At 70.9% G+C, this 26,182-nt stretch carries 19 protein-coding genes; 11 read left to right on the top strand and 8 right to left on the bottom strand.

The genetic code is table 11. The features are described from left to right. Positions 1–44 precede the first annotated feature (44 nt). The 3 genes from mmsB to chvE form a co-directional block, all read right to left on the bottom strand. Positions 45–1,226 carry a multiple monosaccharide ABC transporter permease gene (gene mmsB / locus DEJ21_RS11645; protein WP_027466160.1) on the bottom strand — a complete coding sequence of 394 codons (1,182 nt, stop codon included), beginning with the start codon at positions 1,224–1,226 and terminating at the stop codon, positions 45–47. Beyond that, positions 1,213–2,766 carry a multiple monosaccharide ABC transporter ATP-binding protein gene (mmsA, locus tag DEJ21_RS11640; RefSeq protein WP_027466161.1) on the bottom strand — a complete coding sequence of 518 codons (1,554 nt, stop codon included), beginning with the start codon at positions 2,764–2,766 and terminating at the stop codon, positions 1,213–1,215. Before mmsA ends, mmsB begins: the two co-directional genes overlap by 14 nt. Before the next feature lie 102 nt (positions 2,767–2,868). Beyond that, positions 2,869–3,996 carry a multiple monosaccharide ABC transporter substrate-binding protein gene (chvE, locus tag DEJ21_RS11635; RefSeq protein ID WP_111224675.1) on the bottom strand — a complete coding sequence of 376 codons (1,128 nt, stop codon included), beginning with the start codon at positions 3,994–3,996 and terminating at the stop codon, positions 2,869–2,871. A gap of 179 nt (positions 3,997–4,175) precedes the next feature. On the opposite strand from chvE, the gene DEJ21_RS11630 reads away from it, so the two are divergent. Then, on the top strand, positions 4,176–5,225 hold the full coding sequence (locus DEJ21_RS11630) for a substrate-binding domain-containing protein (RefSeq protein WP_071404246.1): 1,050 nt from the start codon (positions 4,176–4,178) through the stop codon (positions 5,223–5,225). Positions 5,226–5,424: 199 nt separating this feature from the next. On the opposite strand, the gene DEJ21_RS11625 is transcribed toward DEJ21_RS11630, so the two are convergent. The 4 genes from DEJ21_RS11625 to DEJ21_RS11610 form a co-directional block, all read right to left on the bottom strand. Further along, positions 5,425–6,378, bottom strand: a complete 954-nt coding sequence (locus DEJ21_RS11625) for a carbohydrate ABC transporter permease (protein WP_027466164.1) — start codon at positions 6,376–6,378, stop codon at positions 5,425–5,427. 4 nt (positions 6,379–6,382) lie between these two features. After that, a complete protein-coding gene (locus DEJ21_RS11620; RefSeq protein ID WP_071247863.1) occupies positions 6,383–7,351 on the bottom strand; it encodes a carbohydrate ABC transporter permease in 969 nt (322 codons plus the stop codon). Positions 7,352–7,429: 78 nt separating this feature from the next. Next, positions 7,430–8,746: a sugar ABC transporter substrate-binding protein gene (locus DEJ21_RS11615; protein ID WP_258373745.1), complete on the bottom strand. Its 1,317-nt coding sequence runs from the start codon at positions 8,744–8,746 to the stop codon at positions 7,430–7,432. After that, positions 8,743–10,743, bottom strand: coding sequence for a glycoside hydrolase family 127 protein (locus DEJ21_RS11610; protein WP_111224674.1), 2,001 nt, complete (start codon positions 10,741–10,743; stop codon positions 8,743–8,745). Before DEJ21_RS11610 ends, DEJ21_RS11615 begins: the two co-directional genes overlap by 4 nt. 164 nt (positions 10,744–10,907) lie before the next feature. Between DEJ21_RS11610 and DEJ21_RS11605 the strand changes: the two genes are divergently transcribed. The 10 genes from DEJ21_RS11605 (at position 10,908) to DEJ21_RS11560 (ending at position 24,473) form a co-directional block, all read left to right on the top strand. Further along, a complete protein-coding gene (locus DEJ21_RS11605) occupies positions 10,908–11,906 on the top strand; it encodes a LacI family DNA-binding transcriptional regulator (RefSeq protein WP_111224673.1) in 999 nt (332 codons plus the stop codon). Between the two features lie 683 nt (positions 11,907–12,589). Next, on the top strand, positions 12,590–14,293 hold the full coding sequence (locus DEJ21_RS11600) for a xylulokinase (protein ID WP_111224672.1): 1,704 nt from the start codon (positions 12,590–12,592) through the stop codon (positions 14,291–14,293). Continuing rightward, positions 14,290–15,000, top strand: coding sequence for an L-ribulose-5-phosphate 4-epimerase (locus DEJ21_RS11595; RefSeq protein WP_071247850.1), 711 nt, complete (start codon positions 14,290–14,292; stop codon positions 14,998–15,000). Before DEJ21_RS11600 ends, DEJ21_RS11595 begins: the two co-directional genes overlap by 4 nt. Then, positions 14,997–16,532, top strand: coding sequence for an L-arabinose isomerase (gene araA / locus DEJ21_RS11590; protein WP_111224671.1), 1,536 nt, complete (start codon positions 14,997–14,999; stop codon positions 16,530–16,532). Before DEJ21_RS11595 ends, araA begins: the two co-directional genes overlap by 4 nt. A gap of 17 nt (positions 16,533–16,549) precedes the next feature. Next, positions 16,550–17,824 carry a D-arabinono-1,4-lactone oxidase gene (locus DEJ21_RS11585; RefSeq protein ID WP_111224670.1) on the top strand — a complete coding sequence of 425 codons (1,275 nt, stop codon included), beginning with the start codon at positions 16,550–16,552 and terminating at the stop codon, positions 17,822–17,824. A gap of 94 nt (positions 17,825–17,918) precedes the next feature. After that, a complete protein-coding gene (locus DEJ21_RS11580; RefSeq protein ID WP_111224669.1) occupies positions 17,919–18,851 on the top strand; it encodes a cation-transporting ATPase in 933 nt (310 codons plus the stop codon). A gap of 204 nt (positions 18,852–19,055) precedes the next feature. Further along, positions 19,056–20,723, top strand: a complete 1,668-nt coding sequence (locus DEJ21_RS11575) for an ABC transporter substrate-binding protein (RefSeq protein WP_111224668.1) — start codon at positions 19,056–19,058, stop codon at positions 20,721–20,723. Beyond that, entirely contained in the window at positions 20,720–22,540 is a 1,821-nt protein-coding gene (locus DEJ21_RS11570; RefSeq protein WP_111224667.1) for an ABC transporter ATP-binding protein, read from the top strand. Before DEJ21_RS11575 ends, DEJ21_RS11570 begins: the two co-directional genes overlap by 4 nt. Further along, positions 22,537–23,472: an ABC transporter permease gene (locus DEJ21_RS11565; protein ID WP_111224666.1), complete on the top strand. Its 936-nt coding sequence runs from the start codon at positions 22,537–22,539 to the stop codon at positions 23,470–23,472. Before DEJ21_RS11570 ends, DEJ21_RS11565 begins: the two co-directional genes overlap by 4 nt. Beyond that, positions 23,469–24,473, top strand: coding sequence for an ABC transporter permease (locus DEJ21_RS11560; protein ID WP_027466175.1), 1,005 nt, complete (start codon positions 23,469–23,471; stop codon positions 24,471–24,473). Before DEJ21_RS11565 ends, DEJ21_RS11560 begins: the two co-directional genes overlap by 4 nt. A 130-nt stretch (positions 24,474–24,603) precedes the next feature. Here DEJ21_RS11560 and DEJ21_RS11555 read toward each other — a convergent pair whose 3' ends face one another. Continuing rightward, a complete protein-coding gene (locus DEJ21_RS11555) occupies positions 24,604–25,923 on the bottom strand; it encodes a GNAT family N-acetyltransferase (RefSeq protein ID WP_111224665.1) in 1,320 nt (439 codons plus the stop codon). Between the last annotated feature and the right edge of the window lie 259 nt (positions 25,924–26,182).

Here is a 26,182-nt window from a genome sequence, read left to right as displayed (position 1 = left end):
CGCACGCACACGCGCGCACGCGCGCACGCGCACGCACGCGAGCGCTACTTGCGCGCGGACGCCGCCCGGCGCTTGTTGAACACGTCGAACGCGACGGCGGCGAGCAGCACCAGGCCCTTGATCAGGGACTGGAACTCGGTGCCGACACCGAGGATCGACATGCCGTTGTTCAGCAGGCCGATGATCAGACCGCCGACGATGGCTCCCGGCACGGTGCCGATGCCACCGGTGACGGCCGCGCCACCGATGAACACGGCGGCGATCGCGTCGAGCTCGAAGCCGTTGCCCGCGCCCGGCGCCGCCAGGTTGAGCTGGCCGGTGAAGACCACACCCGCCAGGGCCGAGATGACACCCATGTTGACGAAGAGCAGGAACGTGACGCGCTTCGTCTTCACACCCGACAGCTGCGCGGCCAGGGCGTTGCCACCGATCGCGTAGATGTGGCGGCCGAACACCGCGCTCCGCATGACGACCGAGTAGATCACCACGAGGGCGCCGAGCACGACGAGCACGATCGGGGTGCCGTTGTAGCTGGCGAGCAGCAGCGCCACGTAGATCACGAGCACGGCGCCGAAGGCCGTCTTCACGATGAACCAGGCGAACGGCTCGCTCTCGAGCTGGTACTTGCGACGCGTGATGCGACCGCGGAACGCGGCGATCACCATGACGGCCGCGGCGGCGAAGCCGAGGATCATCGTGAGCGGCTCGTACCCGGTGGTGCCGAAGGAGGGCAGGAAGCCGGAGCCGAGCGAGCGGAAGCCGGCGGGGAACGGCGAGATCTGCTGGTTCTGCAGGACGATCTGCGCTGCGCCGCGGAAGGCGAGCATCCCCGCCAGCGTCACGATGAACGCCGGGATCCCGAAGTACGCGATCCAGAAGCCCTGCCAGGCGCCGACGAGCGCACCGACCACCAGGCAGAGCACGACCGCGATCGGCCACGGGATGTTCCACTGCGTGATCATCACGCCGGCCATGGCACCGGTGAAGGCGACCACCGAGCCGACCGACAGGTCGATGTGTCCGGCGATGATGACCATCACCATGCCGATGGCCAGGATGAGGATGTAGCTGTTCTGGACGATCAGGTTCGAGACGTTGATCGGGGCCAGCGTGATGCCGTTCGTGGTCACCTGGAAGAAGATGACGATGACGATCAGCGCGATGAACAGGCCGATCTGTCGGAGCTGCCCGGTGAGGTAGCCGACGGCGGACTTAAGCGCGTTCATTGACAGGGGTCTCCCGTTCCTGGGTCATGTACTGCATGAGGACCTCGGGCGTCGCCTCGGCGCGCGGGACGTCGGCCGTGATGGTGCCCTCGGAGAGGGTGTAGATGCGGTCGCAGATGCCGAGCAGTTCGGGGAGCTCGGAGGAGATCACGATGACCGCCTTCCCCTGGTCGGCGAGCTGGTTGATGATCGTGTAGATCTCGTACTTCGCGCCGACGTCGATGCCGCGGGTGGGCTCGTCGAGGATGAGCACGTCGGGGTCGGCGTACATCCACTTCGACAGGACGACCTTCTGCTGGTTCCCGCCGGAGAGCTTCCCGGTCACGACGTCCACGTTCGGCGCCTTGATGTTGAGGCTCTTGAGGAACTGGGTCGCGACGGTGGTCTCCTCCGAGGAGTTCACGAAGCCCCAGTTGGCGAGCTTGCCGAGGGCCGACCCGGAGATGTTCCGCTTGATGTCGTCGATCAGGTTCAGGCCGTAGCGCTTGCGGTCCTCGGTGACGTAGGCGATGCCGTTGTCGATCGCCTGCGAGACGGTGTGGGTCTTGATCGGGGTGCCGCGCTTGTAGACGGTGCCGCTGATGCCGGTGCCGTAGGACTGGCCGAAGACGCTCATCGCGAGCTCCGTGCGGCCGGCGCCCATCAGCCCGGCGATGCCGACGACCTCGCCGGCGCGGACGTTGAGGTTGGCCTGGTGGATGATCTCGCGCGACGAGTCGAGCTGGTGGTGGACGGTCCAGTCCTCGATCCGCAGCAGTTCCTCGCCGATGACGGGGTTCTCGCGCTCGGGGTACCGGTTCGACAGGTCACGGCCGACCATCCCGCGGATGATCCGGTCCTCGGACACGTCGTCGGCCCGCATGTCGAGCGTCTCGATGGTCTTGCCGTCGCGGATGATCGTGACCTTGTCCGCGATCGCCTTGATCTCGTTGAGCTTGTGGCTGATGATGATCGCCGTCATGCCCTCGGCCTGCAGCGAGCGGATGAGCTCGAGCAGGTGCGCGGAGTCGTCGTCGTTCAGCGCGGCGGTGGGCTCGTCGAGGATGAGGAGCTTCACCTCCTTCGAGAGCGCCTTCGCGATCTCGACGAGCTGCTGCTTGCCGACACCGAGGTCGACGACCTTGGTGACGGGGTTGTCCTTCAGCCCGACGCGCTTGAGCAGCTCGGCGGCCGTCAGGTTCGTCTTGTTCCAGTCGATGAAGCCGCCCTTGGACTGCTCGTTGCCGAGGAAGATGTTCTCGGCGATCGACAGGAAGGGGCTGAGCGCCAGCTCCTGGTGGATGATGACGACGCCCGCAGCCTCGGAGTCGTTGATGTTCGCGAACCGCACGGGTTCGCCGTCGAGCAGGATCTCGCCGTCGAAGGAGCCGGCCGGGTAGACACCCGACAGCACCTTCATGAGCGTCGACTTGCCCGCGCCGTTCTCGCCGCAGATCGCATGGACCTGGCCGCGCTCGACCTCGATCGAGACGCCCTGCAGGGCCTTGACGCCGGGGAACGTCTTGGTGATGTCCCGCATCTCGAGGATGGTGTCCGCCATGTGGACGCCTTTCCGTCGTGCGCGCGTGCGCGCGCTGGTGGAGACGGACTGGAGGCGCGGTGCGGGCTGGCACCGCGCCTCCGGTCCGTGAGATGGGCCTGACTACTTCAGGTCGGCTTCGGTGTAGTACCCGGAGTCCACGAGGACTTCCTTGTAGTTGTCCTTCGTGACGACCGTCGGCTGGAACAGGAAGGTCGGGACGACCTTGACCTTGTTGTCGTAGCTCTTCGTGTCGTTGACCTCGGGGTCCTTGCCGGTGAGCAGGTCCTCGGCCATGGTGACGGACTGCTTGGCGAGCTTGCGCGTGTCCTTGTAGATCGTCGAGTACTGCTGGCCGGTGATGATCGACTTGACCGAGGCGGCCTCGGCGTCCTGGCCCGTGACCGTCGGGAGCGGACGGTCGCTCGTGCCGTACCCGGCGCCCTGGAGCGCCGAGATGATGCCGATCGAGATGCCGTCGTACGGCGAGAGCACGCCGTCGAGCGTGGTGCCGCCGGAGTAGGACTTGGCGATCAGGTTCTGCATGCGGGCCTTGGCCGTGGCCGGGTCCCACTGCTGCGTCGCGGCCTGGGACAGCTCGTCCTGGCCGGACTGGATCTTCAGCGTGCCGTCCTCGAGGTACGGCTTGAGCGTCTTCATGGCGCCGTTGAAGAAGAACCCGGCGTTGTTGTCGTCGAGCGAGCCGGCGAAGACCTCGATGTTGAAGGGGCCCTTCTCGCCGGTCTTCTTGCCGTCCGCGTCGAGCACGCCCAGGCCGGTGAGCAGGCTGTTCGCCTGGTCGACGCCGACCTTCTCGTTGTCGAAGGACACGTAGTAGTCGACGTTCTTGTTGCCCGTCAGCAGGCGGTCGTACGAGATCACCTTGATGCCGGCCTTGGCGGCGGCGTCGAGCTGGTCGGAGAGCGCGCCACCGTCGATCGACGCGATGATCAGGACCTTCGCGCCCTTGGTGATCATGTTGCTGACCTGCTGGGCCTGCTGCTGGACCTTGTTGTCGCCGTACTCGAGGTCGACCTTGTAGCCGGCCTTCTCGAGGTCGCTCTTGACGGCGTTGCCGTCCTTGATCCACCGCTCGGAGACCTTGGTGGGCATGGCGACGCCGACGAGGGCGCCCTTGTTGTCGCCGCTGCCGCCACCATCGGTGGACGCACGGCCGCCGGCCGAGCAAGCGGCCAGCGAGATCGCGATGCCGACGGCTGCGACGCCCGCGATGATCCTGCGCTTCATCATCGAAGTACCTCTGTTCCTTCGCGTCGTCCTCGACGCGGTCGGGTGCCGGGGCTGCTGTGCCCCGTGGGATGCGCTCGTGTGAGCGCTCACATCTTGTGGGTTCCGTGACGGGGTGTCAACTCAACACCGCCGTTTCGTGATCTTGCCGCGGCGACCGGACCGAGCGGTACGGTTGGCGCGTGAGCACCACGACCGCCCCCGAGGGCAGGGGCGGCAAGCGCCGGAAGGCCCCGACGATCTTCGACGTCGCCGAACGCGCCGGCGTGTCCCACCAGACCGTCTCCCGCGTGATCAACGGCGACCCAACCGTCCGCGAGCAGTTCCGGACGCAGGTCACCGACGCCGTCACCGAGCTCGGGTACCGGCCCCGCGCCGCCGCCCGGGCGCTCGCCGGTGGGCGGAGCAAGGCGCTCGGCATCATCACCGCCGGCGACGCGCTGTACGGCCCGTCGAGCACCTCGATCGGCTTCGAACGGGCTGCCCGCTCCGCCGGGTACCACGTGCTGCTGTCGACCCTGCCCGAGGAACCGCGGCCGTCCGACCTGTCCGGGGCGCTCACCACGCTGCTCGCGCAGGACGTCGCCGCGATCGTGCTCGTCGCCGCCGACAACCGGGTGCTCGACGCCCTCGCGTCGCTCACCGTGCCGGTCACGGTGCCCGTCGTGGTGTCGAACGCCGTGCAGCGCGACGCCGTCCGGACCCCGGTCGCGCCGAGCGTCGCCGCCGTCGCCATCGACCAGGCGGCCGGCACCTCGCTCGTCATGCAGCACCTGTTCGACCGCGGACACCGCCGGATCGTGCACATCGCCGGACCGCACGTGTCGCAGGAGTCCGAGGTGCGCCGCGCCACCTACGTGCGGATCATGCAGGACGCCGGGCTCGAACCCGTCGTGCTCGAGGGCGACTGGACCCCGGCGAGCGGCTTCGCGGCCGCCCGGCACATCGACGTGGGGACGGTCGACGCCGTCTTCGCGGGCAACGACCAGATGGCGCTCGGGGTGCTGCACGCCTTCGCCGACGAGGGGCTGCGGGTCCCCGACGACATCGCGGTCGTGGGGTTCGACGACGTCCCCGAGGCCGCGCACTTCACGCCGCCGCTGACCACCGTGCGGCAGGACTTCCGGGCGATGGGGGAGCGGGTGCTCGACACCGTGCGGGCCCTGGTCGAGGGAGAGCCCCGCGATGAGACGCTGCTCGCGCCCGAGCTGGTGGTGCGGCGCAGCACGTAGCGCCCCCTCGCACCGTGCGAGCCCCGGTGCCGCGCGCTCCCTCGCACCGTGCGAGGTCTGGCACCGCGCGATCAGTGTGGTGCGAGGTTCCGTACTCGGTGCGAGCCCCTGCGCCCCGCACGGAGTACGCAACCTCGCACCACACCGGCGGCACCCCTCGCACGGTGCGAGGGGCGCCGCCGGCGAGCTGACCCGACCGTCAGCCCTTCAACGCCCCGGACGACAGCCCGGCGACGTAGAACCTCTGCAACCCGACGTACAGCGCGATGCACGGGATCATCGCCACCACCGACCCGGCGACGAGGTTGCCGTACGACACCTGCCCGTACGCCCCGGTCTGCAGGTTGAGCAGCGCGACCGGCAGCGTGTACAGCGAGTCCTTCGTCAGGAACGTCAGGGCTCCGAGGAACTCCGTCCACGACGCCAGGAACGCGTAGAGCGCCGCGGTCGCCGCCCCGGGCAGGAGCAGCGGGCGGAGCACCGACACGACGACCCGGAAGCGCGAGGCCCCGTCGACGAAGGCCGAGTCCTCGAGCTCGGTGGGGATCGACTCGAACGCGTTGCGCATCACGAACACCCCGAACGGCAGGTTCACCGTCGTGTAGAACAGCACGAGCCCGAGCAGCGAGTTCGTCAGCCCCATGGCGTTCATCTCGAGGTACAGCGGCGTGAGGATGGCCTGGAACGGCACCATCATCGTCAGCAGCACCAGGCCGAACACGAGCCCGGCGCCCCGGAACCGGAAGCGCGCGAACCCGTAGCCCGCCATGGTCGCGATCACCGCGGTCAGCACCGCCGTGGCGATCGACACGATGAGCGAGTTCACGACGCCGGTGAGCAGGTGCGACGACGAGGCGAACACGGCGGCGAAGTTCTGCCACCCGAGCTGGAAGAACGTCGCCGGGTCGGGGGCCTGCGTGATGACGGCCTCGGACTGGAACGCCCGCAGGATCGACCAGATGAGCGGGACGCCGAACACGAGCGCGGAACCGATGCCAGCGATGGCGTACAGGGTGCGCTTCACGGTGGTGTCACGGGGATGCTGGACGCTGCCCTGCTGGTGGCGCCGACGTCGGCCGTCACCCGTGGTGGTCAGGGTCCTGGTGGACAGGTCCGGCGCCGCGAGGGCCGCACGGGAGGTCGTGGTGCTCATGGCGTCAGTCCTTCTCTCGCAGTGCCCAGAACTGGAACACCGTCACGGCGGCGATCACCACGACGAGGGCGATCGACTGGGCGGTCGCGGCCCCGAGCTGCAGGTTCACGAACCCGCGGTTGTAGATCGCGTTCACGATGGTGGTGGTCTCGGTGCCCGGCCCGCCCTGGGTCAGGATGTAGAACTGGTTGAAGGCCAGCAGCGACCCGATCACCGAGATGATGACGCTCAGCGCGACGGTCGAGCGGATCATCGGGAACGTGATGAGGCGTTCGGTCTGCCACCAGGACGCCCCTTCGAGCTGCGCGGACTCGTAGACCTCGTCGGGGACGCCCTGCATCGCCGACATGAGCAGCACCATCGTCAAGCCCGACACCGCCCAGACCACGAGCACGCAGATGAGCAGCGTCGCCAGCGGGCCGTTCACGAGCCACGCGGTGCTGCCGTCCGTGATCCCGAGCCAGCGGAGCACCATGTTGACGGCCCCGGAGTTCGGCTGCGCCTCGAGCACGAGCATGAACGAGAGCGTCGTCAGCCCGACCACGTACGGCAGGAAGAACACCGTCCGCAGGATCGTGCTGCCACGGCGACGTGCGCGGACGAGCACGGCGAGGAAGTACCCGAGCGCCAGGATCGGCAGGGTCACGATCGCCGTGTACAGCAGCGTGTAGCCGATCGCGTGCACGAACGTCGGGTCCTGGAACAGCGTCAGGTAGTTCTGCAGCCCGATGAACCGGTACGGGCCGATCAGGGGCCAGTTCGTGAACGAGATGTAGAGCGCGAACACGAGCGGGACGAGCACGAAGACGGCGACGAACAGGATCGCCGGGGCGACGAGGACGGCACCGGTGCGCGGCGGGTGGGTGAGCGAGTTGCGGGTCCGGACGGAGCCGCCGCGCCCCGGGCCGCGGCCCACGGTGGGGCGACCGGGGCCGGTCCGGCCGGCGGGGCGCCGGGTGGAGATGGTCGACATGCGTGCACCTCTCTGTGCATCAACAAGAGCGAGACGAGCGAGACGAGCGAGACGAGCGGAGAAGACAGGCAGGCCGGCTCAGGCCTGCACCTGGTCGAGGATCCGCTGGTAGTCGGACTGCGCCGTCCGCATGGCGGCAGCGCTCCCCGACCCGAACACGGCCTCGCGGAACATCGCGAAGTACGGCGACGACGGCTGGTTGTTGAGCAGGTTGTACGCCAGCGTCTGCGGTGCGTAGCCCTTGTCGATGGCGTCGAGCGGCCCGTACGCCAGCGGGAACCGCTTGCGGTACTCCGGGGTGGCGGCGTCGGACCGCGTCGGGAAGTACCCGCCGTCCGGCAGCGCCTGCTGCTGCTGGAGGCCGTTCGCGTACTGCATGAACGCCCACCCACCGGACGGGTTCGCCGCCCCGTTCGGGATGCACATGTTGTCGCCGCCGTCGAAGAACGACCGCTGGCCGTCCCACGACGGGATGAGCACCGTCTGCATCTTCGCCCGCATCGCCTTGGTGGCCGCGGGCACGGTCGCTCCGTACGAGGTCGGGAAGATCCCCACCTTGCCGGCCCGGAAGTCGGCACCCCACGTGGTGCCGGCGTCGGAGTACGTCGCCTTCGACAGCACGCCGTCCTTCCACAGCTGCCGGTAGAACTCGAGCATGCGTTCGAGGGCCTCGTTGCCGGTGATGTTCGCCCGCTGGGAGCCCACCTCGCCGGTCATCATGTCGACCCCGGTCGCCCAGACGTGCGGCTGCGTGACGAAGCCGATGATGCCGGCGGCGTTGCCGGAGATCGACCAGCCGTACACGTCGTCGTCGAGCTTCCGGATGGCCTTCGCCGCGTCGAGCAGCGTGGACAGGTCCTTCGTCGACTCCTCGACGTCGAGGCCCGCTCGCTCGAACAGCTCGGTGTTCACGAACAGCTGCGAGTTGTCGGCCAGGTAGGGCAGGCCGTAGTAGCGGTCGCGGTACTCGAGCAGGCGCAGGTGGCCCGGCGAGATCGCGTCGAAGTAGTCCAGGCTCTTGACGACGTCGGTCAGGTCGGCGAACGCCTCGCGGAAGATGAACAGCTGCGAGTTGATGTCGTCGATGTCGACGACGTCCGGCGGCTCACCCCCGCGGATCGCGGTTGCGAGCTTGGTCACGTACTGCGCGTCCGGCACGGGCGTCAGCTGGACCTGCAGCGCCGGGTTCGCCTTGTTGAACCCGGCGACGGCCGACGTCAGGCCGGCCTGGGTCGCCGACCGGCACCACACCTGCACGGTGCCGGTCGCGTTCTTCCCGAAGCTCGCGGGCTTCGCGACGACCTTCGGCAGGGTGCCGGAGCACCCGGCCAGGGCGAGGGCTGCCCCGCCGGCGACGCCGCCGACGAGGAACGCTCGGCGGTCCACGCCGGTCACCGCGCCAGCGGGAGCCAGACGCGCATCGGCGCGGCTCCCCGGTTGGCCCACGCGTAGTACGGGACGGCGATCGCGGTGACGTCGCGACCGGCTTGGAGGCCCGTGGTGGCGCCCTGCGGACCGGCCACGTCGTCGACGCTGGTCGCGTCGCGGGCCGTGGTCGCGCCTCCCGGCCCGTCCAGCCGCTGGTACGGCCAGGCCGGCTGCACGTGCTCGGCCGGGGCGTGCCCCGGGATCCGCAGCGTGACGACGCCGTCGAGCAGGTCGTCGCGGCGCTCCTCGGTGATCGGCGCGTCCGCGTCGACCGTCAGGTCGTCGACCGTGAAGCCCTGCTGGTCCGCCTGCTCGACCGCGTACACCAGCGGGCCGCGCTCGATCGCGACCTGCCCGCGGGCGGCGTCGATGCGGGCGTCCGCGACGTAGGGGTGCGGCGTCGTGTCGAAGACGAGCTCGACCGTGTCGCCCGCCGACCACTCGCGGTCGACGACGTGCAGCGTCCCCGCCGTGGGGTTCGCGGACCCGTCCGGACCCGTGACCGTCGTGGTGTCCGACCAGGCCGGGATCCGCAGGCCCAGGGCGAGCGGGCCGTCCTCGGTGACCGTGACGCGGACGCGGCCCTCGTGCGGGTAGTCGGTCTCGACCCGCACCGGACCGAGGTCGGCGGTGGCGTACTGGTGGACCTGCAGGCCGCCGTCGGTCGCGGTCGCCAGGTAGCCGTCGAGGCTCGCGAAGGTGCGCATGATGTTCGGCGGGCAGCAGGCGCAGTCGAACCATCCGCGGCGCCCGTGGGCGGGGGAGCGGTTCTCGTCCTGGTGGGCGTGGTCGCGCTGCTGCAGCGGGTTCACGTAGAAGTACTCGGTGCCGGCCAGGCTCACCCCGGCGAGGAACGCGTTGTACAGCAGACGCTCGATCGCGTCGGCGTAGACCGGCTTGCCGGTGGCGAGCAGCAGCCGCCAGGCCCACTGCACCCCGCCGATGGCCGCGCAGGTCTCGGCGTAGCCGCGGTCGGTCGGCAGCTCGTACGGGTCGCCGAACGCCTCCCAGTCCCAGCGCGCCCCGAGGCCGCCGGTGATGAAGGCCTTCGTCGCCATCATGTCCGCGAACTGCGTCTCGCTCGCGGCGAGGAGCTCGGTGTCCCCGGTCTCGATCGCGACGTCCACGGCACCCGCAGCCAGGTACACGGCGCGGACGGCGTGCCCCTCGACGGTCGTGGCCTTCCGGCTCGGCACCCGGTCGGAGAAGTACGTCGGCTCGCCGCCGGCGCGCTCGATGATCCCGTGCCCGCGGGCGTCGACGAACCAGTGCGCCAGGTCGAGGTAGGCACGGTTGCCGGTCTCGCGGTACAGCTCGACCAGACCCATCTCGACGACGGGGTGGCCGTCGACGTCGCGCGTCTTCGGCGTGCCGTCCGGCGCGGTGCCGTCGCCGAACGTGCGGACCAGGTGGTCGGCGTTCTTGATCGCGACGTCGAGCAGACCGGTGTCGCCCGTCGCACGGTGCTGGGCCACGGCCGCCTGGTACAGGTGCCCGGCGCAATACATCTCGTGGCTCCACTTGAGGTCCGTGTACCGCTCACCCTTCCCACGGACCTGCTGCACGGAGTCCAGGTACCCGTCGTCGGCCTGTGCCCGGGCGTACAGGGTGGTGACCTCGCGCTGCAGGTCGAGCAGGTCCTCGGCGGGGGCGCGGCCGTACTCCCACGCCACGGCCTCGAGCCACTTCGTCACGTCCGAGTCCATGAAGATCGGGCCGACGGCCTCGCCCTCCTCGAGTCCCGCGGCGATGCGGAGGTTGCGGAAGTTGCCGGCCGTCTCCAGCTGCTGGTAGCCGCTGCGGACGGCGTCGCGGCCGTTGCGCTCCTGGCGGAGCGCCCAGAAGCCGCCGGTGATCCGGGCGTCGCCGGTCGGCAGCGGCCGGAGCGTCAGGCGGGCGTCGGCGGTCGGGAGGACCGGGGTCGCGGTGTGCGCGCCGCGATCGGTCGCGAGCGTGGTGGTCATGTCGCCTCCTTGCGATGTGACTGGCACCGTCCGCATGGAGTTGGCCATCCGGAAAACGGTTTCTGCGGTGGACGCTACGACACGGGGCGCACGTCGCGCAAGAGCATTCCGGCGGTTTTGTGTAAGGTCATCGGCACGCCCTGATCGTCGGAAAGGTGGTTGCCGTGACGCTCGAACGCACCGGACAGCCGATCCGGATCACCGACGTGGCGGCGCTCGCCGGGGTGTCGATCGGCACCGCCTCGAAGGCGCTGAACGGCACCGGCCAGCTGCGGGACGCCACCCGGCTGCGGGTGAAGGAAGCCGCCGAGAAGCTCGGGTTCGTCGGCGATGCCCGGGCCCGTGCGCTGTCCTCGGGGCGGACCTACACCGTCGGCATGATCACCACCGACTCGTTCGGCCGGTTCTCGATCCCGGTGCTGCTCGGTGCCGAGGACGCCCTGTCCGCCGGGCGGATGGCCGTCCTGCTGTGCGACACCCGCGACGACCACGTGCGTGAGGCCCACTACCTGCGCTCCCTGGCGGCCCGCGGCGTCGACGGCATCATCGTGACCGGTCGTTCCGCCGACGCCCGACCCCCGATCGACGTGTCGATCCCGGTCGTCTACGCCTTCACGCCCTCGACCGACGACGCCGACGTGTCGATCACCCTCGACGACGCCGCCGGGTCGGCACTCGTCGCCTCGCACGTGCGCTCGCTCGGGCGGCAGCGGGTCGCGATCGTGACAGGGCCGGCGCGACACCGGTCCGCGGCACGACGGGTTGCCGGTGCCGCGTCGGTCCTCGGCTCGCACCTGGTCACCGACCCGCTGTACGGCGAGTGGTCGGAGCGCTGGGGGCGGCAGGCCGTGGACGTGCTCGCGCGTGAGTCGCCCGACGTCGATGCGATCGTCTGCGGCAGCGACCAGATCGCCCGGGGCGTGTGCGACCGGCTGCGGGAGCTCGGGCGCTCGGTGCCCGGAGACGTCGCGGTCACGGGGTTCGACGACTGGGACGTGATGGCGCTCGCCTCGAGGCCGCCGCTGACCACCGTGGACCTGCGGCTCGAGGAGCTCGGACGCGTCGCGGGGCAGGCGCTCCTCGCCCTGATCGACGGCGGGACAGCGTCGTCGGCGGCCGTGACCCCGTCGCTCGTCATCCGCGAGAGCACCGTCGGCGCGTAGGGCGCGGTCGGGGCTCGGGCTCGGGGCTCGGGGCTCGCGAGGTCGCGCGAACTGCCGCGCGTCGTGCTGTCCGGCGGCAGTTCGCGCGACCTCGGCGGACGGGTCGCGGCGTGGCGTGCGATCTCGGCGGCGCTGGTGCTGGTGCTGGTGCTCGTGGTCGAGCGGTCACAACACCCCGTCTGCCGTGGTCGAGCGGTCACGACTCGTCGCTCGGCGCGCCTCCAGCCGACAGTTCGTGACCGCGCGGTGGGGAGGCAGCGGGGTGTCGTGATCGTCCCGAGCGCCGCCGTTCGGGGTGTCACGGGTCCGGGGTGTCGCGGTTCGGAGGATCGGCGATCGCGGGTGTGGGGTGATCGGTGGTCAGGACTTGCGCGGGTGCGGGGTGGTCGGTGGTCGGGACGTGCGCGGGTGTGGGGCGTCCGGTGGTCGGGACTTGCGCGGGTGCGGGGCGGCGAGTGGTCGGGGCTTGCGCGGGTGTGGGGTGGCCGGTGGTCGGGACTTGCGCGGGAGCGGTGTTGCGGTGGTCGCACGTCGTCGTCGCCGTCGTTCGGGGGAACTGAGCGGGGTGTCTCGACCGCTGGCGGGACGGGCGCACCGGCGGCGCGCCGCGGCGTTGCACGAGTGAGCGCTCACGTGCCAGGATGTGAGCGCTCACTGAGGACGACGAGGTTCTGGAGGAACACATGGGTGACGACCGCCGACAGCGGATCGTGGACGGCCGCACCACACTCGGGATCGAGCTCGGCTCCACCCGCATCAAGGCCTGCCTGGTGGACGAGGACCTCGTGCCCATCGCGGCCGGTTCCCACGAGTGGGAGAACGAGTACGTCGACGGCCGCTGGACCTACTCGCTCGAGGCCGTCGAGACCGGACTCCGTGCCGCGTACGCCGCCCTGGTGGCCGACGTCGAGGCGCAGTACGGCGTCGCCCCGAGCACCTACCGCGCGGTGGGCGTGAGCGCGATGATGCACGGCTACCTGGCGTTCGACGCCGCGGGCGAGCTGCTCGTGCCGTTCCGCACCTGGCGCAACACCTCGACCGGCCCCGCGGCCGAACGGCTCAGCGAGGCCCTCGGGTTCAACATCCCCCTGCGGTGGTCGATCGCGCACCTGTACCAGGCGATCCTCGACGACGAGCCGCACGTGGCCGAGATCGCCGGCGTCACAACCCTGGCCGGCTACGTGCACCGTCGCCTGACCGGCCGGAATGTCCTGGGCGTCGGCGACGCGAGCGGCATGTTCCCGATCGAGGGCGGCCCCGTCGACAGCGGCCCCGGCGACCCGGGCGCGAAGGACTTCGACCACGCCATGCTCGCCACCGCGCAGGACCTGATCGGCGTGCCGGACCTGCGGTCCCTGCTGCCCGAGGTCCTCGTCGCCGGTGCCGAAGCCGGCGAGCTGACCCCCGAGGGTGCGGCCTGGCTCGACCCGACCAGCACGCTCGAACCCGGCGCACCGCTCTGCCCGCCGGAGGGCGACGCCGGAACCGGCATGGTCGCGACGAACGCCGTCGCCCCGCGCACCGGCAACGTCAGCGTCGGCACGAGCATCTTCGCGATGGTCGTGCTCGAGCAGCCGCTGACCACCGCGCACGAGGAACTCGACGTCGTCACCACCCCGGCCGGGGACGCCGTGGCGATGGTGCACTGCAACAACGGCGCGAGCGAGATCGCGAGCTGGGCCCGGGTGTTCGGGCGCTTCGCCGAGGCCTCGAGCGAGCGGACCAGCGCGACCCCGATCGGCATCGACGACGTCTACGCCACGCTCCTCGCCGAGGCCGTCGCCGACGACACCGACCCGGATGCCGGCGGCCTGCTCTCCTTCAACTACCTGGCTGGCGAACCCGTCACCCACGTCGAGGACGGCCGGCCCCTGCTGCTCCGCACCCCCGGCGCACGCTTCACGCTCGGCAACCTGGTGCGCTCCGAGGTGCACGGCGCCTTCGCGACGCTGGCCATCGGCATGGACGTCCTGCACGGCGAACAGGTGCAGGTGGACCGGATGACCGCGCACGGCGGGCTCTTCCGCACACCCGGCAGCCCGCAGCGGCTCCTCGCGGCGGCCCTGCGGGTGCCGATCGCGCTCGAGGAGACCGCGGGCGAAGGCGGCGCGTGGGGGATCGCGGTGCTGGCCGCTTACCTCGAGCACACCGACCAGCAGCTCGCCGACTACCTGTCCGACACCGTGTTCGGCGGGGACGCCGTGCACGTGGCCGAACCCGTGCCGGCGGACGTCGCCGGGTTCCAGACGTACCTGGAGCGCTACCGGGCCGCACTGCCCGTGCAGGACGTCGCCGCGGCGGCGACCCGCCCCAGCGCGACCACAGGACCGAGGGAAGAGACCGACGGCGCCGACCCGCGCCTCCAGACAGAGGAAGTGACCCGATGACGGACGCGATCGACGAGACCACACGACAGGCGGTGGCGACGACGCGGGAGCGCGTCGCGCGCCTGCACGGCGAACTCGTCCGCTACGGCCTCGTGATCTGGACCGGCGGCAACGTCTCCGAGCGCGTGCCCGGCACGGACCTGTTCGTCATCAAGCCGAGCGGGGTGTCGAGCGACGACCTGACGCCGGAGAACCAGGTCGTCTGCACGCTCGACGGCGTGCCGGCCGAGGGCTGGGGCAACGAGCACGGCCCGTCCAGCGACACCGCCGCGCATGCCTACGTGTACCGGAACATGCCCGAGGTCGGCGGTGTCGTGCACACCCACTCGACGTACGCGACCGCCTGGGCCGCCCGCGCCGAGGCGATCCCGTGCGTCATCACGGCGATGGCGGACGAGTTCGGCGGACCCATCCCGGTCGGCCCGTTCGCGATCATCGGCGACGACTCGATCGGTCACGGCATCGTCGACACGCTGAGCGGCCACCGCAGCCGTGCGGTCCTGATGCAGAACCACGGCGTCTTCACGATCGGCAAGGACGCGAAGGACGCCGTCAAGGCGGCCGTGATGTGCGAGGACGTCGCACGGACCGTCCACATCGCGAAGCAGGGCGGCGAGGTCGTCCCGATCCCCGAAGCAGACATCGATCGACTCTTCGATCGCTACCAGAACGTCTACGGACAGAACCCCGAAGGAGCCATGCGATGACGCAGGACACCACCGTCGACCCCCAGGCCACGCTCGACAGCTACGAGGTCTGGTTCCTCACCGGCTCCCAGGGGCTGTACGGCGAGGAGACCCTGCGCCAGGTCGAGGAGCAGAGCAAGGCCGTCCACGCGGAGCTCGCCGGACACCTGCCGGTGAAGCTCGTCTGGAAGCCCGTGCTCAAGGACGCCGACGGCATCCGCCGGGCGCTCATCGAGGCGAGCGCCGACGACAAGGTCATCGGTGTCACCACCTGGATGCACACGTTCAGCCCGGCCAAGATGTGGATCGGCGGCCTGCAGGCCCTGACCAAGCCGCTGCTGCACCTGCACACGCAGGCGAACGTCACGCTGCCCTGGGCGGACATCGACTTCGACTTCATGAACCTCAACCAGGCCGCGCACGGCGACCGTGAGTTCGGCTACGCCCTGGCCCGACTCGGCGTCCGGCACGCCACGGCCGTCGGCCACGTCTCGGACCCCCGCGTCCAGCAGCGTGTCGCGAACTGGACCCGTGCCGCCGCCGGCGCCGCGGCCGTCCGCGAGCTGAAGCTGACCCGCTTCGGCGACAACATGCGCTACGTCGCCGTCACCGAGGGCGACAAGACCGAGGCCGAGATCGAGCTCGGCGTGCAGGTCAACACGTGGGCCGTCAACGAGCTCGCGGCAGCGGTGGACGCCGCCGCAGCGGACACGGCAGCGGTCGACGCGCTCGTGACGACGTACGAGCGCGACTACGACGTGGACCCGTCACTCCGCAGCGCCGGCGGCGAACGGCACGCCGCGCTCCGCGACGGTGCCGCCATCGAGATCGGCCTCCGCACCCTGCTCGCGCAGAACGGCAGCGCCGCGTTCACCACGAACTTCGAGGACCTCGGCTCGCTCAAGCAGCTGCCGGGTCTGGCCGTGCAGCGCCTGATGGCCGACGGCTACGGCTTCGGCGCCGAGGGCGACTGGAAGACGGCGGTCCTGGTCCGCGCGATGAACGTCGCCGGTGCCGGCCTGCCCGGTGGTGCCTCCCTGATGGAGGACTACACCTACGACCTCACCCCGGGCGCCGAGAAGATCCTCGGGGCGCACATGCTCGAGGTCTCGCCGACGCTCACCACCACGAAGCCGACGCTCGAGATCCACCCGCTCGGCATCGGTGGCAAGGACGACCCGGTCCGCCTGGTCTTCACCGCCGACTCCGGCGAGGCCGTCGTCGTCGCGCTGTCCGACACCCGCGACGGCTTCCGCCTCACCGCCAACGTCGTCGACGTCGTGCCCCCGACCGAGGCCCTGCCGAAGCTGCCCGTCGGCCGCGCGGTCTGGGAGCCCCGGCCGTCGTTCCCCGTCGCCGCCGAGGCCTGGCTCACCGCCGGCGCCGCCCACCACACCGTGATGACGACCGCCGTCGGCCTGCAGGTCGTCGAGGACTTCGCCACCATGGTCGGCACCGAGTTCCTGGTCATCGACGAGCACACCACCGCCCGCGGGTTCCGCGACGAGCTGCGTCTCCAGCAGACGTGGCACCGTCTCGACCGCGGCTTCTAGAGGAGTCAGGACCCACGATGGACGACGTGATCGCGGCCGAGCGCACCCGCACCAACTGGGCGGGCAACGTCACCTACCGCGCCTCGGCGCTGGCCCGGCCGACGTCGGTGGACGAGCTCCAGCAGCTCGTCGCCTCGACGCCGCGCCTGACGGCGCTCGGCTCGCGACACTCGTTCAACACCATCGCCGACACCGATGCCGTCCAGGTCTCGTTGTCGGACCTGCCGCCCGTGCTCGACATCGACACGTCGCGTCGCGTCGTGCGGGTCGCCGCAGGCATGACGCACAGCCAGGTCGCGGCCGGTCTGGAGGCCCGTGGCTGGGCACTCGGGAACCTCGCGTCCCTGCCGCACATCTCCACGGCCGGGGCCGTCGCCACGGGGACGCACGGCTCCGGTGTGCGGAACCCGTCGCTCGCGCAGGCGGTGGTCGGCCTCGACGTCGTCCGCGCCTCTGGTGAGATCGCCCACGTCGACGCCTCGTCGCCGGACGGGCTGCTCGACGCCCACCGGGTCGGGATCGGCGCGCTCGGTGTCGTCACCGCGGTGGAGCTCGCGATCGAGCCGACGTTCCAGGTCGCCACGACGGTGCACCTCGACCTGCCGTGGGACGCCGTCGCAGCGCAGTTCGACCAGGTGATGTCCGACGCGTACTCGGTGTCGATGTTCACCTCGTTCGACGACCGCGGTGCCCGGCAGGTCTGGGTCAAGCACCGCGTCGACGAGGCCGCACCGAGCGTCGACCTCGTGGCCCTCGGAGCCCGTTCGGCCTCGGGGCCGGTGCACCCGGGGGAGAACGACCCTGCCGGGGTCACCGAGCAGGGCGGCGTGCCGGGGCCGTGGTCGGAGCGACTGCCGCACTTCCGGTCCTCGTTCACCCCGTCGACCGGGGCTGAGATCCAGGCGGAGTACCTGATTCCCGCTGCCTCGGCGGTGGCGGCGCTCGAGGCGCTCCGACCGCTGGCGTCGCTGTTCGCCCCGATCCTCATCGCCGCCGAGGTCCGCACCGTCGCGGCCGACACCGCGTGGCTCGCGCCGTCGTCCGGTCGGCAGTCGGTCGGCCTGCACTTCACGTTCCGCCGGGACGCCGCCGCCGTGGCCGCGGCGGTCGCCCGGATCGAGGACGTCCTGGCACCGTTCGACCCGCGGCCGCACTGGGGCAAGGTCTCCGCCGCGAGCGCCGAGCGGCTGCACGAGGCGTACCCGCGGCTGTCCGACTTCGCCGCACTCGCCCGGAACCTCGACCCCACGGGGCGGTTCCGCAACGCGTTCCTGGCGCGCATCCTGTCCTGAGCCGCGCCGGTTCCCAGCTGATCGGGATGCGTTGTCCGGGTGTCGCACCGGAGCAGCGCCGGGCGTTCACATGTGAGGACGCAAAGGTCGGGACATGGCGAACCTCAACCGCATCATCGGCATGGCCTCGAAGGTCATCGACAAGCAGCTCCAGAAGCGTGGGCAGGGGGGAACCGTGCCCGGCGCCGGATCGCAGCAGGGCGGAACCGACTGGCGCGGCATCGTGCGCAGCGCCGCGGACAAGCTGACCGGCGACGACCGGAACCAGCAGCAGCCGCCGCAGCAGTACGGCCAGCCGCAGCAGTACGGCCAGCAGCCGTCGCAGCAGTACAGCCAGCCGCAGCAGTACGGCCAGCAGCCGCAACCGCAGCAGCACGGTGGCACGCCGCAGCACGGGGCCGACGCCGACAAGGTCGCCCTGGCGAAGTACGACTACCTGCTCCGCACCTCGTCGCCGGAGCAGCTCGAGCAGGTCCACCACGACGCCTTCGCGCGGCTCACCCCCGCGCAGCGCCAGCAGGTCCGTGACCGCCTGAACTCCGAGCTCCCGCCCCACGAGCACCTGCGCGACGACTCGGCGGGCGGCATGGCCCGTGCGATGACCCGCGGTGAGATGTCGCGTCCGGGGCTGGTCCGACGGGTCCTCGGCGGTTCCGGCCGGGGCAACGGCAACGGCCGCGGCCGCGGTGGGGCCTTCGCCGGTGGTGCAGCGGTCGGCGCCGGCGCGATGGCGTTCGGTGGCCTCGCCGCCGCGGTGGCCGGGGGAGCGGTGCTGAGCGCTGCCGCCGGTCCGGTCCTGGCAGGGGCGGCCGACCTCGGCGTCGACTTCGAGGGCATCGCCTCGGGCATGGGCGACCTCGGGCTCGGTGACCTCGGCGGTGGCGTCGAGGGACTCCTCGGCGAGGGCGAGCAGCTCCTCGGCGGGTTCGGTGAGCAGGCCGCGGGGTTCGGTGAGCAGGCGTCCGGGCTCGGCGAGCAGGCGTCGAACCTCGGCAACGACTTCCTCGGTGGGCTCTTCGACCGCTGACGCGCTGCGGTGCGAACGCATCGGGAATAGCGGGACGGCGTCCGGCGCTTGCAATGTTTCGTCGTGCGTCGTCCGACGCACGCGAGATTCGGACGGGCCACCGTCGCGGTGTCAGGATGGACGCCGCCCGGCGGGTGAACCGTTTCGCCGTCGCAGCGACCGCCACCGCGATCGCGACCCCCTTCCCCGAGGAGCAGCACCGTCATGAGACGCCCCCACCGCCTGACGATCACCGCGGCCGTCGCCGCAGCAGCAGCCCTGGTCCTGACCGGCTGCTCGGGTGGGGGTTCGTCCGACGACGGCGCCGAGGGCACGGCGAAGGGCGGCACGCTCAACATCCTGACGCCGCAGACCTCGTTCCACCTCGACCCCGCGACCAGCCAGAGCCTCGGCATCACGTCGATGGGCCTCGTCGCCCGACGGCTCACCACGTGGGACGTCGAGCCGGGCAAGACGGCGAAGGTCGTCCCCGACCTGGCGACCAACACCGGGGTCTCGAGCGACGACGGCAAGACCTGGACCTACACGCTGAAGGACGGCGTCGAGTTCCAGGACGGCACGCCGATCACCACGAAGGACATCAAGTGGGGCATCGAGCGCTCGTTCGCGCCGACCCTGAGCGGTGGCCTGAGCTACCACAAGTCGCTCCTGGTCGGTGGTGACTCCTACAAGGGCCCGTTCGACGGCAAGTCCCTCGACAGCATCGAGACCCCGAACGACAAGACCATCGTCTTCAAGCTGAACGACGCGTACGGTGACTGGCCGTGGCTCGCGTCGATGCCCGCGTTCACCCCGGTGCCCGAGGGCGACGGCAAGGACACCGGCGCCTACGACCTGAAGCCGGTCGCGTCCGGCCCGTACCAGGTGCAGTCGAACACGCAGGGCTCGCAGGTCACGCTCGTCCGCAACAAGAACTGGAGCGCGAAGACCGACGAGGTCCGCACCGCCGGCCCGTCGAAGATCGTCTTCAAGGAGAGCCAGGACCAGTCCACGGTGACGCAGACGCTCATCGCGGACAACGGGGACGCCAAGAACTCGTTCGGCGCCATCTACCTGGGTGCCGCCGAGCTCAACCAGGTCCGCAGCAACCCGGCCGCCCAGGACCGCCTCGCCACCTCGAAGGCAGGCCCGATCAGCTACATGGCGATCAACACGCAGCGCGGTGAGCTCAAGGACCTCAAGGTCCGCCAGGCGCTGCAGTACGCGGTCGACCGCAAGTCCTTCCGGATCGCCGCCGGCGGCGCGATCGCCGGCTCGTACGCCTCGACGCTCATCACCCCGGGCATCGCCGGGCGCCAGGACTACGACCTGTACAAGACGAAGGCCACCGGCGACGTCGACAAGGCGAAGGAGCTGCTCAAGGAGGCCGGCGTCAGCAACCTGAAGCTGACCCTGGTCACCCAGAACGACCCGACGTACCTCGCGCAGGCGCAGGCGCTGCAGTCCGGCCTGAAGCGTGCCGGCATCGCCGTGACGCTCAAGCCGCTCGACTACGACTCCTTCACGCAGGCGACCACCAACGGCACCGACTTCGACCTGTCGCTGTCGAGCTGGCAGCCGGACTTCCCGAGCGCGAACGCCAACCTGCAGCCCCTGTACGACTCGTCGCAGATCGGTGGCGGCGGCTACAACGTCTCGAAGTACAGCAACCCCGAGGTCGACGCCCTCATCGCGAAGGCCAGCTCCACGGTCGACCAGGACGACGCGCAGAAGCTCTGGGCCCAGGCGGACCAGAAGATCATGGCCGACGCCCCGGTCGTGCCGCTGATCTACGCGAAGCAGTCCTTCCTGGCCGGTTCGAACGTGCAGAACTTCCAGATCGCGGACTTCCCGGCGTACCCGAACTACCTCAAGGTCTCGCTCAAGCAGTGACCGAACCGATCCTGCAGGTCGAGGGGCTCCGCGTCGCGTTCGGCGACGCGGAGCCCGTCGTCCGTGACGTCTCCTTCGACCTGACGCCCGGCCGGGTCCTCGCCCTGGTGGGGGAGTCCGGCTCGGGCAAGTCCGTCAGCGCCATGAGCGTGCTCGGGCTCCTGCCGCCGCAGGCCTCGGTGTCGGGCAGCGCCCGGTTCCGTGGCGAGGAACTCATCGGTGCCCCCGTCGAGACGGTCCGCGCCGTCCGGGGTGCGGGCATCGGCGTGGTGTTCCAGGAGCCGATGAACTCGTTCACGCCCGTCCTGTCGATCGGCACGCAGATCGCCGAGGCCGTCCGAGCGCACCCGACCGGGCTCGACCGCGCCGGGGTCCGGGCACGCGTCGACGAACTGCTCCGTGACGCCGGGCTCGCCGACCCGGAGCGCATCCGGAAGGCCTACCCGCACGAACTGTCCGGCGGCCAGCTCCAGCGCGCGATGATCGCGATGGCCCTGGCCGGTGACCCGGTCGCACTCTTCGCCGACGAGCCCACGACCGCCCTCGACGTCACCGTGCAGGCCGGCATCCTCGACCTGCTGCGGCGGCTCGGCCGCGAGCGCTCCCTCGCCGTGCTGCTCATCACCCACGACATGGGCGTGGTCGCGGACGTCGCGGACGACCTGCTGGTGCTGCGCCGCGGCGACCCGGTCGAGCACGGGACCGTCGCCGAGGTCTTCGCCCACCCGACCGCCGACTACACGCGCGAACTCCTCGCGGCCGTCCCCAGCCTGGAGGCGCGCCCCGCGTCCGCAGCGCCGGCTGCGGACCCGGACGCCCGGGCCGGCGATCCCGGCTCACGCGCCCAGCGACAGCTCACGGCTCCGGGCGCGCGTGAGGTGTCGCCCAGCGCGAAGACCGCTGCGGTGACCGACGAGGCGGACGCGAGTCGCGCCTCTCCCCACCGGCACGGCCGGTCCGCCGCTGGCGCGTCGGACCGGAACCGGCGGCGTGGGCCCAGACCGCCCGTGGCGCGCCTGCGCGACGTGGCCGTGCGGTACTCGCGCCGCGGCGGACCGACCGTGTCCGGCATCGACCTCGACCTGCACGCCGGCGAGACCGTCGGCCTGGTGGGCGAATCCGGTTCCGGCAAGTCCACGATCGGGCGCGCGCTCGCGGGCCTGGTGCCCGTCGTCGCCGGCTCGGTCGAGGTGGACGGCAGCGACCTGCGCACCGCTCGCGGACGACGACTGCGCGAGCTGCGCAGTCGGGTCGGCATCGTGTTCCAGGACCCGGCGTCGTCGCTCAACCCGCGGCAGACCATCGGCTGGAGCATCGCGGAACCGCTGCTCGTGCACGGCACCGACTCCGCCGCCGACCGTGCCGAGCGGGTCCGTGAACTGCTGACCGCCGTGCAGCTCGACCCGACGTGGGCCGAGCGGTTCCCGCACCAGCTGTCGGGCGGCCAGCGGCAGCGCGTCGCCGTCGCGCGTGCGCTCGCACTGCGGCCGGCACTCGTCATCGCCGACGAACCGACCTCGGCACTCGACGTGACGGTGCAGGCCGCCGTGCTCGACCTGCTCGCCGGGCTGCAGCGGGAGTTCGGCTTCGGCATGCTGCTCATCAGCCACGACCTCGCCGTCGTCCGCCAGCTCGCCGACCAGGTGATCGTGCTGCGCGACGGCCGGATCGTCGAACGGGGGAGCACCGACGCCGTGCTCGACGACCCGCAACAGGACTACACGCGCATGCTCCTCGCCGCAGCGCCCGTCGCCGATCCCGTGCGACAGGCCGCTCGCCGCGAGGCGTGGCGCGCATGGGAAGGAGTGGCCTCGTGACGGCCAACGTCGTCGACCGACCGGTCGCACCGTCCGGCCGCACGACCGGCTTCCGGGCCGTCGTGCGACGCGTCCGGCAGGACCGCTGGGCGGTGGCTTCAGCCGTCGTCATCGCGGTGTTCCTGGTGGTCGCTGTGGCGGCGCCGCTCATCGCGAAGGCGTCCGGGCAGGACCCGTACGCGTACGACATCGACGCGCTCAACTCGTTCGGCGCTCCGCGCGGTCCGGGCGGCGGCATCAGCGGCGAGCACTGGTTCGGCGTCGAGCCCCTGACCGGGCGCGACCTGTTCTCGATCGTCACGTACGGTGCTCGGACGTCGCTCGGCATCGGACTCGCCGCGACCCTGGTGTCGATCGTCATCGGCGTGCTCGTCGGCGTCACGACCGGGTTCTTCGGTGGCTGGTACGACCGGGTGCTCTCGCGGGTCGTCGACGTGATCTTCGGGTTCCCGTCGCTCGTCTTCATGATCGCCCTCACCGCGATCGTGCCCTCGTCGTTCCCGAAGCCCGTGCTCGTCGTGCTCGTCATCGGGTTCTTCGGCTGGCCGGCCGTGGCCCGTGTCGTGCGGGGGCAGACGCTGTCGCTCGTCAGCCGCAACTACGTCGTCGCCTCCACCGCGATGGGCGCCGGACGGTGGCACGTCATCCGCACGCAGCTGTTGCCGAACCTCGCCGCGACGATCACCGTCTACGCGACCATCTCGATCCCGTCGATGATCGGTGCCGAGGCCGCGCTCTCGTTCCTGGCCGTCGGCGTCAACCCACCAACGCCGTCGTGGGGCCGCAGCATCGGCGACGCCATCGGCTGGGTGCAGACCGATCCCATGTACCTCGTGTTCCCCGGAGCCGCACTGTTCCTCATCACCCTCGCCTTCAACGTGCTCGGTGACGCCCTGCGCGACGCCCTCGACCCACGAGGGGGCACCGCGTGAACGCCGCCACCCTGCGGTTCCTCGCGATCCGCGTGCTCGGGGCCGCCGTCGTGCTGCTCGTCGTCGCGGCCATCACGTACGCGCTCTTCATGCTCCTGCCGACCAACCCGGCGCGGGCGATCTGCGACAAGCCCTGCACCCCCGACCGGCTGCGGGAGGTCCAGGCGTTCCTCGGCACCGACAAGCCCTGGCTCGCACAGTTCGGCGCCTACCTGGCCGGCATCTTCACCGGCCGGACCTTCGGCAGCGGCAACAGCGTCATCGAGTGCGCGGCACCGTGCTTCGGGTACTCGTTCCAGCTGCACGAGAGCGTCACCGAGCTGATCCTGGCGCGCCTGCCCGTCACGGCCTCGATCGCCGTGGGTGCCGCCGTGCTGTGGCTCGTCGCCGGGGTGTTCGGCGGCACCGTCTCGGCACTGCGCCGCGGCACCTTCGTCGACCGAGCCGTGATGACGGTCGCGGTCGCCGGTGTCTCGTCCCCGGCGTACCTGGTCGGGCTGCTCGGCATCCTGCTGTTCGGCTTCGTGCTGGGGATCCTGCCGACGAGCGGGTACGTGGCCTTCGGTGACGACCCGGTCGGCTGGTTCACCCACCTGATCCTGCCGTGGTGCGTGCTGGCCTTCATCAGCGCTGCGATCTACGCCCGGTTGACCCGTGGCGAGATGCTCGAGTCGATGTCGCAGGACTTCGTCCGGACCGCCCGGGCCAAGGGGCTGCGGGAGCGCCAGGTCGTCGTGCGGCACGGGCTCCGGACGGCGATCCTGCCCGTCGTGACGCTGTTCGGGCTCGACCTCGGGTCGCTGCTCGGTGGTGCGGTCATCACCGAGAAGGTGTTCTCGATGCAGGGCCTCGGCGCGCTGCTCATCGACGCGGTGCACACGCTCGACCTGCAGGTGGTCGTCGGCTTCACGCTGTTCTCGGCGCTGCTGATCGTCACGGCGAACGTGATCGTCGACGTGGTCTACGCGTTCGTCGACCCGCGGGTGCGGCGCCGGGCGTAGGGCCGCGGCGCGCTCCGGTCATGTGGTGCGAGGTTCCGTACTCCGTGCGAGCGCGTCCGCCTGCCACGGAATCGGGAACCTCGCACCAGAGCGCATCAGCCCGCGCGCCCCACCACCCGGGCGACGTCCATCAGAAGTACGTGATGCCGTGCGGCGTCCGCGGCGGCAGCAGCATCGCGCGGAGCAGCTCCACCGATGCCGGGTCCGCAGCGCGGACGAGCCCCGCGGCGGCCAGGGTGACGGGGGAGACTGACCCGATCAGCAGCGCACCGAGCTCTGCGACGTCGAGCTGGACGTCAGACCCGGCCACGTCGACGTCGTCGGCGATGCGCGTGACGGTGCCACGGGCCTCCTGGACGTCGAGGCGGTACGTGCCGGTGGTGAAGCCGAGCGCGTCGGTGACCCCGAGTGTCAGCGACCCGTCGACGGCGAACGGCCGCGAGGCCAGCACCGCCGGCACGTCGAGCACGCGCAGCCAGACGTGGTCCTCCTCGTGGTCGACGTCGTACGCACGGTTGTCTCCGAGCGCCGCGACGATGGGGTCGTCGAGGCGGGATCGGTTGTACTTCACGACGTCGTTGAGGTCGACCGAGAGCAGGAACTCCCACAGGGCGGTGTAGGCCTGGTCGTCCGCGTACACCAGGTCGACGATCTCGAGCGCGGTGTCGGAACCGCGGTCCTCCTTGACGCGCCAGGTCACGTAGCCGTCGACCTCGTCGGAGCCCTCGGGACGGTGCACCGCCGCACGGACGTCCTTCGCCTTCTGCCCGTCGTGGCCGAGCAGGCCGAACACGATCGGCCAGGTGCCGGTGTTGCGGACCATCGAGCCCGGGGTGCGGACGTGGAACCGGTCGAAGACCGCCTTACCCGGGCCGTCGGCCAGCCACTGCGGCGTGACGACCGACACCGTGCCGGAGGTCGGGGCGAGCAGGGGCAGCGCGCGCTCGCGGCGCACGTGCACAGCACGCTCGCGGATGGCGCAGCCGAAGCCGAAGCGGCGGTAGATGGTGCCCTCGGACGCGGTCAGCGACGCGACGGCGTAGCCCTCGGCGACCCCGCGCTCGAGCGCGTGCGTCATCATCCGGCGCAGGATGCCGCGGCGACGCTCGGTCGGTCGGACGGTGACCGCGGAGATCGCCTGGGTGTCGACGGAGGAACCGTCACCCCAGCTCAGCGCCTTGCGGAACCACGTGAAGGTGCCGGCCGGCCACGTCTCGTCGACGGACCCCGGGAACGGCTCGCGCACGTAGACCCCGAGGAACGTCTCTTCGTCGGCGATGAAGTGCGACGCCATGCGGGCTGCGCCCTCGGCGTCGGGGTCGGCTTCGTGGAAGCCCATCCCGACGGCCTGCATCCACGCTGCCGTCTCGGCGTTCGGTGCCCCCTTGTCGTCCGTCCCGGGCGCGAACTCGCGCAGCTCGTAGCGGTCGTCGAATGCCTCGTTGCTCACGTTCCGACACTATCGGGACCGGGTGACGTCGCGACAGGCGCGTGGTCGGTCCGGTCGGACTGGAGGCCCGGATCGCGTCCGGCGGACGGGCTGCGGGGTGCGGGTGGCCGGTTCGGGTGCCGGGTTCGGGTGCCGCGGACGCTCGGTGCGGGACGTCGGGTGGCGGGCCGCACGGTGCGGGGTTCGTCAGTGGGGGCGGTGGAGGTGGCTCGGTGTTGAGTTCGTGGGTCGGGGCGGTGGAAGTGGCTCGGTGCGGGGT

This window comes from Curtobacterium sp. MCSS17_006 (genome assembly GCF_003234215.1).
GTDB classification, from domain to species: Bacteria; Actinomycetota; Actinomycetes; order Actinomycetales; family Microbacteriaceae; genus Curtobacterium; species Curtobacterium flaccumfaciens.
The sequence above is the reverse complement of the archived record's forward strand: the minus strand, read 5'-3'. Positions and strand labels throughout refer to the sequence as shown.